13 protein-coding genes are annotated in these 14,387 nt (G+C 41.8%); 12 read left to right on the forward strand and 1 reads right to left on the reverse strand.

Annotation, left to right across the window (positions count from 1 at the left end; translation table 11 throughout):
* Nucleotides 1-22: 22 nt before the first annotated feature.
* The 9 genes from ABE613_RS06050 (at nt 23) to ABE613_RS06090 (ending at nt 8,111) form a co-directional block, all read left to right on the forward strand.
* The gene (locus ABE613_RS06050) at nt 23-700 is read left to right on the forward strand and encodes a hypothetical protein (protein WP_347375940.1); all 678 of its coding nucleotides are present in this window, start codon (nt 23-25) and stop codon (nt 698-700) included.
* 36 nt (nt 701-736) lie between these two features.
* Nucleotides 737-1,810, forward strand: coding sequence for a YARHG domain-containing protein (locus ABE613_RS06055; protein WP_347375941.1), 1,074 nt, complete (start codon nt 737-739; stop codon nt 1,808-1,810).
* 12 nt (nt 1,811-1,822) lie between these two features.
* On the forward strand, nt 1,823-2,644 hold the full coding sequence (locus ABE613_RS06060; RefSeq protein WP_235232543.1) for a discoidin domain-containing protein: 822 nt from the start codon (nt 1,823-1,825) through the stop codon (nt 2,642-2,644).
* Between the two features lie 113 nt (nt 2,645-2,757).
* A complete protein-coding gene (locus tag ABE613_RS06065; protein ID WP_347375942.1) occupies nt 2,758-3,369 on the forward strand; it encodes a M15 family metallopeptidase in 612 nt (203 codons plus the stop codon).
* Nucleotides 3,370-3,390: 21 nt separating this feature from the next.
* On the forward strand, nt 3,391-4,683 hold the full coding sequence (locus tag ABE613_RS06070) for a lectin-like protein (RefSeq protein ID WP_347375943.1): 1,293 nt from the start codon (nt 3,391-3,393) through the stop codon (nt 4,681-4,683).
* A 1-nt stretch (nt 4,684) separates the two neighbouring features.
* Nucleotides 4,685-5,935 (forward strand): glycoside hydrolase family 3 protein, encoded by a 1,251-nt coding sequence (locus tag ABE613_RS06075; RefSeq protein WP_347375944.1) that lies wholly within the window; start codon nt 4,685-4,687, stop codon nt 5,933-5,935.
* Between the two features lie 64 nt (nt 5,936-5,999).
* Complete coding sequence (gene nrdR, locus ABE613_RS06080) at nt 6,000-6,449, forward strand: transcriptional regulator NrdR (RefSeq protein ID WP_235232547.1); 450 nt, start codon at nt 6,000-6,002, stop codon at nt 6,447-6,449.
* A gap of 144 nt (nt 6,450-6,593) precedes the next feature.
* Entirely contained in the window at nt 6,594-7,328 is a 735-nt protein-coding gene (gene truA / locus ABE613_RS06085) for a tRNA pseudouridine(38-40) synthase TruA (protein ID WP_235232548.1), read from the forward strand.
* A gap of 30 nt (nt 7,329-7,358) precedes the next feature.
* The gene (locus tag ABE613_RS06090; protein ID WP_347375945.1) at nt 7,359-8,111 is read left to right on the forward strand and encodes an exodeoxyribonuclease III; all 753 of its coding nucleotides are present in this window, start codon (nt 7,359-7,361) and stop codon (nt 8,109-8,111) included.
* Between the two features lie 37 nt (nt 8,112-8,148).
* Here ABE613_RS06090 and ymfI read toward each other — a convergent pair whose 3' ends face one another.
* Complete coding sequence (gene ymfI, locus ABE613_RS06095) at nt 8,149-8,883, reverse strand: elongation factor P 5-aminopentanone reductase (RefSeq protein ID WP_347375946.1); 735 nt, start codon at nt 8,881-8,883, stop codon at nt 8,149-8,151.
* A gap of 173 nt (nt 8,884-9,056) precedes the next feature.
* Between ymfI and ABE613_RS06100 the strand changes: the two genes are divergently transcribed.
* The 3 genes from ABE613_RS06100 to ABE613_RS06110 are packed head-to-tail and all read left to right on the forward strand — an operon-like array spanning nt 9,057 to nt 14,379.
* Nucleotides 9,057-12,854: an efflux RND transporter permease subunit gene (locus tag ABE613_RS06100; protein ID WP_347375947.1), complete on the forward strand. Its 3,798-nt coding sequence runs from the start codon at nt 9,057-9,059 to the stop codon at nt 12,852-12,854.
* 16 nt (nt 12,855-12,870) lie between these two features.
* Nucleotides 12,871-13,407 carry an HD domain-containing protein gene (locus tag ABE613_RS06105; protein ID WP_235232552.1) on the forward strand — a complete coding sequence of 179 codons (537 nt, stop codon included), beginning with the start codon at nt 12,871-12,873 and terminating at the stop codon, nt 13,405-13,407.
* Between the two features lie 27 nt (nt 13,408-13,434).
* Nucleotides 13,435-14,379: a DUF1848 domain-containing protein gene (locus ABE613_RS06110; RefSeq protein WP_347375948.1), complete on the forward strand. Its 945-nt coding sequence runs from the start codon at nt 13,435-13,437 to the stop codon at nt 14,377-14,379.
* Nucleotides 14,380-14,387 lie beyond the last annotated feature (8 nt).

Here is a 14,387-nt window from a genome sequence, read left to right on the forward strand (position 1 = left end):
TAGAAAAGGATGAGAGTGAGAGATGAAAAAGAACGTATTATCAACAATAGTATATTTGGTATTTCTGATTATATTTAATCTGATATTTTATATGCTGGGTGGAACAGAGCATCCGGCTTCCGTATGGATATCATATGTGTTTATCCATATTGCATATCTTTTACTGGTGTGTACGACATTGTTTGTGCGGAAAGGAAGTAATGCTGCATTATTTGGAATGACGCTGAATTCTATCTCAGGGGTATATTTTGTGGTTGAATTGATCGTCGGTATTATCTTTATCAAGGTAGCATCTGAGAGTTATAAAGCGCCGCTGATCGTACAGGCTGTCATTGCAGCAGTTTATGTAGTTTTTCTGATTGCCAATATACAGGCAAATGATTCTACGGCAGACAGTGTAGAACGTCATGAGTTGGAAGTGAAATATCTGAAAGAAGCGGCTATGATCTTAAAAGAAGTTATGGGCATGGTAGATGATAAAACAGCGAATAAAAAGGTTGAGAAAGTATATGACCTGATTCAGTCTAGCCCTGCAAAATCCAATCGGAATGTTGCAGATCTGGAGTTCCAGATTATCAGTGAGATAGAACAGCTGCGTATGATTGCATCCGGTGGAGATGCAGAAGCTGTCGGCATGTGTGCAGATAAGATCTACCGTCTGGCTGGAGAACGTAACCGTCAGCTAAAACTTGGCAATTAACGGATAATTGGAAGATAGATCAGGAGGAATACCAATATGAAAAAGTGCCCTTTGTGTGGAAAAGAATACGAGACAGAAAATGTATGTCCCATTTGTAATATCTTATTGATTGATACAGATTCCAATTGTGCTGTCAGCAATGAAAGTGCAAAAGAGAGAAAAAGGCGTGAGCAAAGAGAACAGCGTGATCAAGCTAAGGAACAGGCGAAAGAACAGGCAAAGGAGACAGCGGCTCAGGCAGCAACACAGGCAAAAGAAACGGCGGCTCAGGTAGTTTCCCAGGCAAAAAGCATGGATCCAAAGCTTTTAATGCTCATTGGAGCAGGGGTTGTTATCCTTATACTAATTATTGTAATTTTGAAATTTGTCTTAGGCGGCAAGGAAGAGACGCAATATGTACAGCCATCCGGTACAGGAACTGTCACAGAAGATATGGCAGAGGATGTCGAATTAAACGAAGAAGATTTTGCGAGAAATGAATTGGTTGATTTTGAGACTGACAGTTTTTCCTTCCAGCTTCCGGCGTACTGGAAAGACTTGTGCGGAGTAGATGTCTATGATGACTATATTTCATTCTATCAGAAGAAGTCCAGTGAATATGGAGGGTATCTGTTCAGTGTGGCAGCAGTGTCAAGTGAGGATAGGGATTCTCTGAATAATTATACGACAATAAAAGAAGACGGTAACGTGATCTATGTGGTAGAGTATCCATCGGATGTAAGTTATGATGTTGAAGATGAGTATGTAAGCAAGGAATATCAGCGCCTGGAAGAGGATGTACATTATGTATTTGACACATTTGAAGGATTCAAAGAAGAAGAGTCTGCGCTTACTGGCGACTATATTATCCCTGACAGCAGTACAAGAGTTATCTCTTCTTCAGAATTAGAGTCTTTGACGAAAGAAGAACTGATGTATGCAAGAAATGAAATCTATGCACGTCACGGACGTAAATTCCAGGATTCAGGAATCCAGGCATATTTTAACTCAAAGAGCTGGTATAACGGAACGATTGAACCAGAAGCTTTCCAGGAAAGTATGTTAAATAGTGTGGAATATGCGAATGTGCAGACCATTGTAAAATACGAAGAGAGTAAGGGTTATCGCTAGGAGGATACAGGAATGAAGAGATGTCCGCTTTGTGGAAAGGAATATGAACAGGAAGATATGTGCCCTGAATGCAGGGTTATGTTAATCGATACAGCGACAAACACCGCTGTGGCAAAAGAGCCTGAGAAAAAAAGCCGTATGAACAGAGAGAAGAAACCAATACCAAAAGGTTATATTATGGCGGCTGTGCTTGTCGTTGTTATAGTGCTTGTTATCGCAGCGGCAGTATTTATGGTATCGAATACTAGAGCAAAAAAAGAGGCGGAGCAGAGAATGCAGGCTCAGGCGGCTGCAGAAGTGGAACAACAAGATAATCAAGATGATAAGGATATTGTGGAGGATACCGATATCTCAGAGGCTGAAAATGATCTGGAGGAAGGGGAAAATACCAATATCCCGGTGATTTCTATGGATCATGTGGAAGATGTGATGGCTTCTTCTGAACTGTCAGAATCTAACATGACACATTTTGCAGGGCGTGTTCTGGATGGAGATCCTGATACGGCCTGGGTAGAAGGTGCAGCAGGGCAAGGTATCGGTGAGAAGCTTGTATTGACATTTGACGGAACCTATCAGGTCAGCGGTCTGAGAATATGCGCAGGTTATCAGAAAAATGATTATGTATATTACAATAATTCAAGGCCTGAGACTATCAGTGTGGAATTCTCAGATGGCAGTGTTGAAAATTATTCATTAGCAGATGTGTATGATCAGGAACAGGTCGTAACATTTTCGACACCGAAAGAAACGAGTTATATCCGGATTATCATTAACTCTGTATATCCGGGAACAAAGTACGAAGATACCTGTATATCAGAAATCAAACTGTTTTGAGTATGAGGATAAAAAGAATAGCTTTGTATAGCCTGCTCGCATTTGTCTTGAGCAGCACCGGATGTTCAGGTGCAGAGAGTGTTCCGGCACTTTCATGTCATGATGTCACGTGGATGACAGAAGCAGTCAGGACAAGTGTGACAGAGATCAAAGGTCAAATTAAAATAAAAAAAATTCCGGAGAAGGAGGAATTGGTCTGCGTTAAGGATTATATACCGGATATTATAGTTGAGCTAAGATATGCAACACAGAACAACTTTACCGGAGAGATTATCTACGATTTTCATGATGCATATCTGCGCTATGGAACGATAGAAAAACTGCTGCAAGTGCAGCAAGAGATTCAGGGAAAAGGGTATGTGCTGAAAATATGGGATGCCTATCGGCCGGTATACGCTCAGTTCGATCTGTGGGAAATATGCCCAAACAGCATCTACGTTGCCAATCCTAATAAGGGATATTCTTCACATAGTAAAGGAAATACCGTGGATCTGACGATCGTAAATAAAGATGGGACAGAGATTCCGATGCCGACAGGATTTGATGATTTTTCAGCGAAAGCAGACCGAGATTACAGTGACTGCCTGGAAGAAGAGGCGCAGAATGCCGGATTGCTCGAAGAAACAATGATGAAGTATGGATTTGAACCATATTTTGGCGAGTGGTGGCATTATGAAGATACAGATGCATATCCGGTAGAAATGGATTATATTCCAGAGAGTTAGGAAAAGAGGGAGGAACATAGGATGAAAAAATGTCCAATATGTGGGAACGAGTATGAACATGAAAATGTGTGCCCGATATGTGGGATACCGCTGATTGATACAGAGACGAACAGCGCAGTGGCAAGTGAACCGGAAAAGAAAAAGCGGTTCAGTACCAAAAAGAAAAAAGAAGAACCTGCAATAGAGGAAGAACCTGCTGTGAAAGAACCAGAAGAAAAATCTTCAGTAAAAAAAGATTCTGTCAGAGAAGCACAGGAAGAAGATATCTATGGTCTGGGAGTTAAACCTGCATCAACTGGCGGTTCTTCGTCCGGGAGCAGTTCATCTGGAGGAAGATCATCTGGGGACAATGTAAGCCATGATGGGAAGGTAACCATTAGTTTCAAGCCGGCTTATGTCGTGGCAGTGGTAGTTATATTGTTATTGATTGTTGCAGCAGTCTTCATCGTGCGCGGCATGAAAGCAAAGAAAGAAGCAGAGCAGATGTATCAGTATGAGCAGGATGTGCCTGCGGAAGAACCCGAAACTACAGAAGAAGAGATTGATCTTTCGCTGGTAGATGTCAATGCAGTGAATGTGAACCATTGGGAGTATACGGGGAAAATCGATTATATGGTTTCACCGGCAGTGGTCAGATTAGATCCACCACTTAATTTCTATGCTTACACAACGGACAATAAGAAGGCCTTATTAGAAGATGTAAGCGAGGTGTGTATTGATTCTTCCAGCAGCATTGATATGAGAGATTTTGATGGAAAGATGACGACGGTGACAGGTTCGCTTACGATTGACAATGATCGGATACTGATGAGTGTAACAGATGCCTGGACGGATGAAGTAGATGAGGATGATACTGCAATCCATGAATATAATGTAGTGATTTCTGATGTCTCCTGGAGTCAGGCAAAAGAAGCATGTGAAAGTGCCGGAGGATATCTTGCCAGAATCAACTCTGTAGAAGAATACAATTATATTACGAATATGCTGACATCAAGAGGGTATACAAAACAGCATTTTTATCTTGGTGGACGCAGAGATGCAAGCGGAAGCGATTATTACTGGGTGAACCAGAATAACGAATTTATAGGAGATGCTCTAAACCGTTCTGAATCCTGGAGCAATGGATATTGGTATATCAATGAACCGAGCTTTGTCGATACGGGATCTGATGCGAACGGAAATATTCAGGAAAATGTAATGAATCTGTTCTATGTAAATGGAACATGGTATCTCAATGACTCCTCAGATAATCTGGCGGCTAATTATCCGAGCCTTCTGAGTGGAAAAGTTGGATATATCATAGAGTTTGAATAATATGAAGAAATATATTGGAATCATAGCAATTACTGCTGCGGCTCTGCTGACAGTCGCAGCCGGTCTTTGGTATCATCAGATTGTAAAACAGAATGATAAGTTTGAAGAGACGCAGTCAGAAGTAAAATCAGAATCTGATAAAAAGCCGGAATCTGTTCAGACTGTGGAACCTGAGTTATCCGAAGAGGAACAGCGCAAGGCAGAAGTAGAGGAAATCGTAAATTCTCTGACTTTGGATGAGAAAGTAGCACAGTTATTCATTGTAACTCCAGAGGAATTAACAGGAGTAGGAGTTGTCATTGCCGCAGGCGAGACGACTAAGAATGCAATCAGCCAGTATCCGGTCGGCGGCTTTATCTACATGTCACAGAATCTTGAGAATCCGGAACAAGTACGGGAAATGGTGAAGAATGTCCAGGAGTATTCTTATCAGAGAATAGGACTTCCATTATTTATCAGTGTGGATGAAGAAGGCGGTACAGTCAGCCGGTTTAGCAATAATCCGAATTTTAATCTGGAGAAGATTGACAGTATGAGTGTGATCGGTGCAACTGGAGACCCTCAGAATGCCTATAATGTAGGAGCAAAGATTGGAAGCTTCCTTTATGATCTGGGATTTAATATGGATAATGCACCGGATGCAGATGTGCTGACGAATCCGTCGAATACTGTGATTGGTTCCAGATCATTTGGAACAGACTGTAATCTGGTTTCTGAGATGATGCTGGCAGAGATGAAGGGACTACAGGATCAGAATATTATCCCAGTCATAAAGCACTATCCCGGACATGGAGCGACAGAGGCTGATACGCATGCCGGATATGCATATACGAATAAAACCTTGAATGAGATGATGGCAAATGAGCTGGTTCCGTTTATCAATGGTATCAATGCCGGAGTGAAAGTTATAATGGCTGCGCATATTTCCTGCCCGAATATTGTCGGAGATAATACGCCGTCTTCTTTGTCTGGAGTTATGATCAACGATATCTTGCGTGGTCAGTTAGGTTATCAGGGAGTTGTAACGACAGATGCATTGAATATGGGTGCAATTGCTGAAGAATATTCATCAGGACAGGCAGCTGTACAGGCATTGCAGGCTGGAGTAGATATCCTGTTAATGCCGGAGAATTTTCAGGAAGCATATCAGGGGGTGTTATCTGCGGTAGGAGATGGCAGGCTGACAGAAGAACGAATCAATGAATCTGTAAGGCGGATTGTGAATTTAAAACTGGATATCAGCCAAAAGTAATTTGACTTCTGTTCATTTAACCGATATACTGTATACAAGTACGATGAGAAAGGAATAACGCAAGATGAAGTGTCCATATTGTAATCATCCAGATACCAGAGTTATTGATTCCAGACCTGCCGAGGATGGCAATTCAATTCGCCGGCGCCGTTCCTGTGATGTGTGTGGAAAGCGGTTTACGACATATGAAAAGGTAGAGACGATTCCATTGATCATTATCAAGAAGGATAATAACCGTGAGCAGTATAACCGCGGTAAGATTGAGAATGGAATTTTAAGGGCCTGTTACAAAAGACCGGTATCTGCTGAAGCTATACAGCATGCAATCGACAGGATCGAGACGAAGATATTTAACCAGGAGGCGAAGGAGATTCCAAGCAGCATGATTGGAGAACTTGTAATGGAAGAATTAAAAGAACTCGATGAAGTTGCATATGTGCGTTTTGCGTCTGTATACAGAGAATTCAAAGATGTGAACACCTTTATGGATGAACTGAAAAAAATATTAAAATAAGAAGATATTTGCTTAGATAGTAATAAAGTGATAGAATAAGGGAAGAAGCAAGAAAAAGGGATTGCTTCTTCCTTTTTTATATTATATATTTTTAACAGAAACAGATGGTGCTATAGAGATACGATTATAGATTGGGTGAGATATATGAGAACATACAAGTTAACCATTTCTTATGATGGCAGCAGATACCAGGGATGGCAGCGTCAGGCTACCACTGACAACACCATTCAGTTTATTCTGGAATGGAGCATTGGGAAGCTGGTCGGATATCGGGTACATGTTGATGGGTCTGGCAGAACGGATGCCGGAGTGCATGCCCGAGGCCAGGTGGCGAGCGTAAAATTAACAAAGTTATATGATACCAAAGAGTTAAAAGATTCATTGAACCGGTATCTTCCTGAAGATATTCGTATTGTGAAGGTGGAACTTGTAAAGAATGGTTTCCATGCCCGCAAGAGTGCAAAAGGGAAAAAATATGAATATTATATTGACTGTAGAGAGAAGCCGGATGTATTTTCACGCAGATACTGCTATCATTATCCTGAGAAACTGGATATTGAAGCGATGCGTGATGCGACCAAGTATTTGATCGGGCCGAAGAATTTTACCAGTTTTACCGACGATAAGGAATGCAAAGATCCTATCCGTCGGATTACCAATATTAAGATCGTAAGTAATGGTGAGAAAGTCAGGATCACCTACTATGGTACCGGATTTTTATATCATATGGTAAGAATATTGACTGGAACATTGTTAGAGATCGGTACTGGCAAGAGGGATGCGTCTAAGCTTCCAGTCGTCATTGCTGCGGAGGACAGGAGTCTGGCTGGTTTTCTGGCACCGGCGAGAGGTTTGTTCCTGCGTAAGGTATATTATTAAAAAAATCTCGGAAGAGTGGGAGGATAATCAATGAAGTTTATTTCATGGAATGTTAATGGAATCCGTGCCTGTGTGCAGAAGGGATTTGAGGAATTCTTTCAGCAGGCGGATGCAGATATATTCTGTATACAGGAATCTAAGATGCAGGAGGGGCAGCTGGAGTTGAATACTCCTGGATATTACCAGTATTGGAACTATGCGAAAAGAAAAGGATATTCAGGGACAGCAATATTTACAAAAAAAGAGCCGATTTCTGTGTCCTATGGAATCGGCATAGAAGAGCATGACCAGGAAGGTCGTGTGATTACACTGGAATTTGAGGACTACTATTTTATTACGGTATATACTCCGAATTCGCAGAATGAACTGGCGAGACTTTCATATAGAATGCAATGGGAAGATGATTTTCTGGCATATCTGAAGAAGTTGGAAGAGAAGAAACCAGTAGTCTTCTGCGGGGATCTGAATGTTGCACACAAGGAGATTGACCTGAAGAATCCTAAGACGAACCGGAAGAATGCCGGTTTTACGGATGAAGAGAGAGAAAAATTCTCTTTGCTTTTGGATGCTGGGTTTATTGATACTTTCCGATATTTTTATCCGGATGCTGAAGGAATCTATTCCTGGTGGTCTTATCGATTCAGTGCAAGAGCAAAGAATGCAGGGTGGCGTATTGACTACTTCTGTGTATCCGAAGCTTTAAAAGAACGTCTTGTAGATGCTAAGATCCTGACGGATGTGATGGGATCTGATCATTGCCCGGTAGAGCTGGATTTTCAATAAAATAATAAGTTTCAAGGGGGAATCTTGTGGTGTTAAACTACAAGATTCCCCCGTCTATTCCGATGACTTGTCCGGTCATGTAGGCCGGAGCATTGGCTACGTTCCAGATCATATCAGCGATTTCTTCTACCGTACCATATCTTCCGGCAGGAATCTCTTCTTCTAATGATCTTTTCTCTTCAGCCGATAGCTGTTGATTCATAATTGTATCAATGACGCCGCAGGCAATAGCATTTACCTGAATATTGCTTGGCGCCAGTTCTTTGGCAAGAGCTCTGGTGAATCCATTCATGCCGGATTTGGAGGCAGAATAAGCTACTTCGCAAGAGGCTCCAGAAGTGCCCCACATAGAGGAAATATTAATAATCTTTCCAGATTTTCGAGAGATCATTGCAGGTACGGCGGCACGACTGCAATAGAATACGGAGGAGAGGTTGGTCTGTATGATTCGCTCCCATTCATCATTGCTCATATCCATCATTAATCCAATGTGTGAGATGCCCGCATTATTGACTAAAATATCCAGACAATCACAGGATTGATAGATGGTTCGGAATATCTGAGTAACATCGTCGGGGTTTCCGACATCCCCGGTAACAATCGTACAAGTACTCTGATATTTATTCTCAATGATTTTTTTGACGTCTTCTAATTCAGCAACTGATGTACGGCAGTTCAAAAATACATGATATCCTTTCTTGGCAAATAATAATGCGGTGGCCTTTCCGATTCCCCGGGAGGCACCGGTAATCAAGATGTTTTTCTTATTCATATAGAACTCCTGTCTGTTATTTATAAAATATTTATTAAATCTAGGTTTTATACATCGTTATTATATCTCGGAATTGTTGCGAATTAAAGTGTCAAGTGTTATGATTTACATAGTTAATTTCATTTTTACATGCAGGAAGTAACGGAGACGGATAAGAAAGAAGAGGACACTATATGTTATCAAAATTCAGTGTAAAGAAACCATATACCGTTGTGGTAGGAGTGGTTTTAATTATTATACTGGGAGTGGTATCGTTTACGAAAATGACGGTAGACTTACTGCCCAATATGAATCTTCCGTATGCGATGGTCATGACAACCTATGTAGGCGCAAGCCCGGAAGAAGTAGAAGAGGTAGTGACAAAGCCGGTTGAGCAGGCAATGGCTACTGTCAGTAATATCAAGACGGTTCAGTCTATATCTAATGAAAATGCATCCACAGTTATTCTAGAGTTCGATCAGACTGCCAATATGGATTCGGTCACGATTGAGATGAGAGAGAATCTTGACCAGATTCAGGGTTTTTGGCCGGATGCTGTATCTAATCCCATTATTATGAAATTAAATCCTGATATGATGCCGGTGCTGGTCACTGCTGTCAGTGTCAAAGATGCAGATGCGGTAAAAGCCAGCAAGTTGATAGAAGAGCAGGTTATTCCTGAGGTGGAAAGTGTCGAAGGTGTTGCTTCTGTAATAACGACCGGAAGTATTGAAGAGACGGTTGAAATTGTCCTGAATGAACAGAAGATTAATGAGCTTAGTGGCGATATTAAAGCAGAGATGGAAGCAAAAGTTAATGAGGCGAAAAGTGCATTGGACGAAGCGAAAGCTCAGGTGGAAAGTGGACAGAACGCACTTGCAGCTGGAAAAGTACAGGCGGCAGCCGGACTTTCACAGGCAGAAGCACAATTGTCGATGAAGGGTGAAGAGATTAATCAGGCTCAGCTTGAGATCAATGAAAAAAAGTCTGAGCTAGATCTTGCAGAGACACAGATACAACAGCAGCTTGCAATCGTGCAGATAGAACTCCAGACATTGCAGGCAGTGCAAGAACAGTATCAGAAATTATCAGATATCATCAATGGAAGTCTCGATGAAGAGCAGAAAGCTCAGGCACAGGAACAATTAGAGCAGCTCCGTGCTCAGCTGGAACAGCAGGGAATTACTTTTGTGTCTTTGAATGATAAAATTCAGGAAGTTCAGGGACAGGTTCAGCAGCTACAGTCGGCGCAACAGCAGATTGATGCAGGAAGGCAGCAGTTGAATACGATTCAGCAACAGGTCAATGATGGAGCTATGACTCTGGCCCAGGCCAGAGGACAACTGGCATCCGGTCAGCTGGAGGCGGCAGCAGGTCTTGGAGAAGGTGCTGCCCAGCTGGCGGCAGGACAGGTAGCGATCCAGATGCAAGAATCTCAGATGAATTCCGCATTGACTGAATCTGCAGCGTCAATGAATGCAGAAAGTATCTTATCGATTGATACGATTAAAACTATATTGACGGCACAGAATTTCAGTATGCCGGCAGGATACGTGACGGAAGAAGATGGACTGGATTATCTGGTGCGAATCGGAGAAAAATTCCAGAGTCTTGATGAGTTGAAAGATCTGGTTCTAGTCGATATGGAAGGAATTGATCCGGTAAAACTGTCTGATGTGGCCAGTGTGGAACTTGTAGATAATTCGGATGAGACTTATGCGAAGATCAATGGCAATCCGGGTGTGATGTTGACGATTCAGAAACAGACAGGCTATTCTACTGGAGATGTGAGTGACAGAGTTCTGGAAAGGTTAGAGCAGGTAGAAAAAGAATATAAGGAAATCCAGACGATTACACTCATGGATCAGGGAGTCTATATTGATCTGATCGTGAATTCTGTGCTGAAGAATCTTGTATATGGTGCAGTACTGGCAATTATTATTCTACTGGTATTCCTAAAGAGTGTCAGACCTACGTTTGTCATTGCATGCTCTATTCCAATCAGTATTGTGACGGCATTGGTTACTATGTATTTCTCCGGAGTTACATTGAATATCATATCACTGTCAGGATTAGCTCTGGGTGTAGGTATGCTGGTAGATAATTCGATTGTTGTAATTGAGAATATTTATCGTATGCGAAATGAAGAAAGGGCGTCTGCGAAAGATTCGGCTATTCAGGGAGCAAGACAGGTGGCTGGTGCGATTACGGCATCTACGCTGACGACGGTGTGTGTATTCTTGCCAATTGTGTTTACTTCGGGAATTACCAGACAGTTATTCGTAGATATGGGGCTTACCATTGCTTATTCTTTGCTTGCCAGTCTGCTCGTGGCATTGACGCTGGTTCCAATGATGTCTGCTGGTCTGTTGAGAAAGACGGAGGAAAAAGAATCTCGCTTATTTGCTGTGGTTCGGGAGAAGTATGGAATCATTCTTCGGAAAGCATTGAATAAAAAAGTCTTCGTATTGATCGGTGCACTGGCATTATTTATAATAAGCATTGCATTGGAATTGTCAAAAGGAACAGAATTTATGCCTAGCATGGAAAGCACACAGGTCAGTATGACTTTAGAGACAGAAAAGGGAACCAGTCTGGAAGATACGTCAAAGGTTGCTGATGAAGTCATGGACAAAGTAGGTGCCATCGATGATATTGAAGATATTGGTGGTCTTGTGTCATCTTCATCCATGATGGGAGGTAGTCAGGATACGAATCTCGTTTCCTTCTATGCAATAACAAAGGAAAATCCGTCCATGTCAAATGCGGAACTTAAAAAAGAGATTGAGAAGGTTACCAAAGGAATAGATGGTGAACTGACGGTCAATATGTCCAATATGGATATGAGTTCCCTTGGCGCTTCTGGAATCAATATTCAGATTAAAGGAAAAGATCTGGATAAGCTACAGAGCGTTGCAAAAGATGTGAAAAAGATTGTGGAAGATGTCAAAGGAACACAGAATGTATCGGATGGAACAGAGGACAACAAAGAAGAACTTCGGGTTGTAGTGGATAAGGCAAAAGCAACACAGCACGGGCTTACTGTAGCACAGGTATATCAGGAATTGTATGGAAAGCTTGCGGAGGCACAGAAAGCAACAACTTTGACGACCGATACGAATGATTATGATGTCTATGTTCTGGATGATGCTAATGAAAGCATGAGTCGTGATGATATTCGAAATATGACACTACAGATTGAGAAGCAGGATGGTACAACGGAAGAGCTGAAATTGGCAGATATCGCGACTTTTGAGGACGCATCTGGACTTCAGGCAATCAGTCGAATTGACCAGAGCAGATATATGAATGTAACGGCAGAGATCAAAGATGACGATAATATTGGGCTGGTCAGCAATCGAGTGAAAAAAGCACTTGCTGCTTATGATGCGCCAGAGGGATATGAGATTGAAATGACAGGGGAAGATGAGACGATTAATGAAGCAATGATAGAGTTGTTTAAAATGATGGGGCTGGCACTTGTATTCATGTACCTGATCATGGTGGCACAGTTCCAGTCTCTCAGGTCTCCATTTATTGTTATGTTTACAGTGCCCCTTGCATTTACCGGAGGTCTGCTGGCACTTTGGCTGGCAGGAATGCCGGTCAGTGTCATTGCAATGATTGGATTTGTAATGTTATCTGGTATTATTGTCAATAATGGAATTGTGTTCATTGACTATACAAATCAACTGATGGAAGGCGGAATGACTCAAAAGGATGCATTGGTAGAAGCTGGAAAGACCAGACTGCGACCGATTATCATGACCGCTTTAACAACCATTCTGGGCTTGTCCACTATGGCACTTGGATTCGGAATGGGAGCCGATATGGTGCAGCCGATGGCAGTCGTGACTATCGGAGGCTTAATATATGGTACAATACTAACCCTGGTGGTAGTTCCCTGTATTTTCGATTTGTTTCACAGAAGAGAGAAAGCAAGGCTTCGTGAGGAGATTGAAGAGAATGAACCCCTGATAGATCAGAAATGATAGGAGAGGTACAGTTATGATTAACAAGGCAATCGAATTCGCAACCAAAGCACATGAAGGACAATTCAGAAAAGGAACAAAACGTCCCTACATTGTCCATCCAATTGAAGTAAGCGATATTGTATCTTCTATGACAAAAGATGAGGAAGTAATCAGTGCGGCAGTATTGCATGATACAATTGAAGATTGCGAAGGGATAACGCAGAGGATCCTTGCGCAGGAATTTTCGGAAAGAGTTGCCTATATTGTGGCTCAGGAAAGTGAAGATAAATCAAAGACCTGGATGGAGAGAAAACGGAGTACGATTGAGCATATTCGTAATGCACCGAGAGAAGTGCAGATGGTCGGTCTTGCGGATAAGCTGTCGAATATGAGGGATATAGATCGGGATTATCCAGTGTACGGGGAAGAATTGTGGAATCGATTCCGGATGAAGGATAAAGAGATTATAGGCTGGTATTATAAAGGAATCAGAGATGCATTGAAAGAAGCGTTCAGCGGCGTAGAATTTTATGAGGAATATTGTCGGCTGATCGAGAAGAATTTTGGATAAATATAAAAGGTAGTCAGGAGTGTAAAGATGATTATCAGTGCAAGCAGAAGAACGGATATTCCGGCTTTGTATCCAGAGTGGTTTGTGAATCGCCTCAAAGCGGGAGAAGTATTGGTTCCTAATCCATACAATCGAAAAAAAATCAGCCGTATCCTCCTGTCACCGGATACGGTAGACTGCATTGTGTTCTGGACAAAGAATCCAGAACCGATGCTTCCGTTCTTGAAAGAGATAGATGACATGGATTATGATTATTATTTTCAGATGACGATTACAGATTATGAAGACGATATTGAAGAAAATCTTCCGGATATGGCAGCGTCCATGGCAACATTTCTCTTAATGAGCGAACGGTTGGGAAAAGAAAGAATTGACTGGCGGTTTGATCCGATTCTCTTGACAAAGAAATATACCATTGCATATCATTTGGAAAAGTTTGAACTTATGTGTGAATGGCTGCATCATGCAACGACAAGATGTATCATCAGTTTTGTTGATTCTGGAAGAGAAAGCCCTTATCTGGAATTGGAAAGAGAAGAGATAGAAGAACTTGCGAAAGGCCTTTCAGACATAGCCCGAAGATATCAGCTTCCGTTGTATACATGTGCAGAAAAGATTGATTTAAGTAAATATGGTATTATGCATGGATCTTGTATTGATAAGGAGAAGATACACCAGCTCATTGGGTATAAGCTGGATCTTAAGAAAGATACCGGACAGCGCAGAGAATGCAGATGCGTAGAAAGTATTGATATCGGTATGTATGATACTTGCATTCATGGATGTAAATATTGTTATGCGAATAGTGGAGTGGAGAGTGCAAAGAAAAAAAATCAGCAACATGATGCAAAATCACCACTGTTGATAGGACATCTGAAGGGTGATGAAGTTATTACGGATCGGGAAGTAAAGTCGAGTAGAGATAACCAGATCTCTTTGTTCGATTTGCCAGAAATGTATTCCAGTTTTTGAGGGGATGG

This window comes from Dorea chungnamensis (assembly GCF_039832125.1).
In the GTDB taxonomy this organism is placed as follows: domain Bacteria; phylum Bacillota; class Clostridia; order Lachnospirales; family Lachnospiraceae; genus JAFBIX01.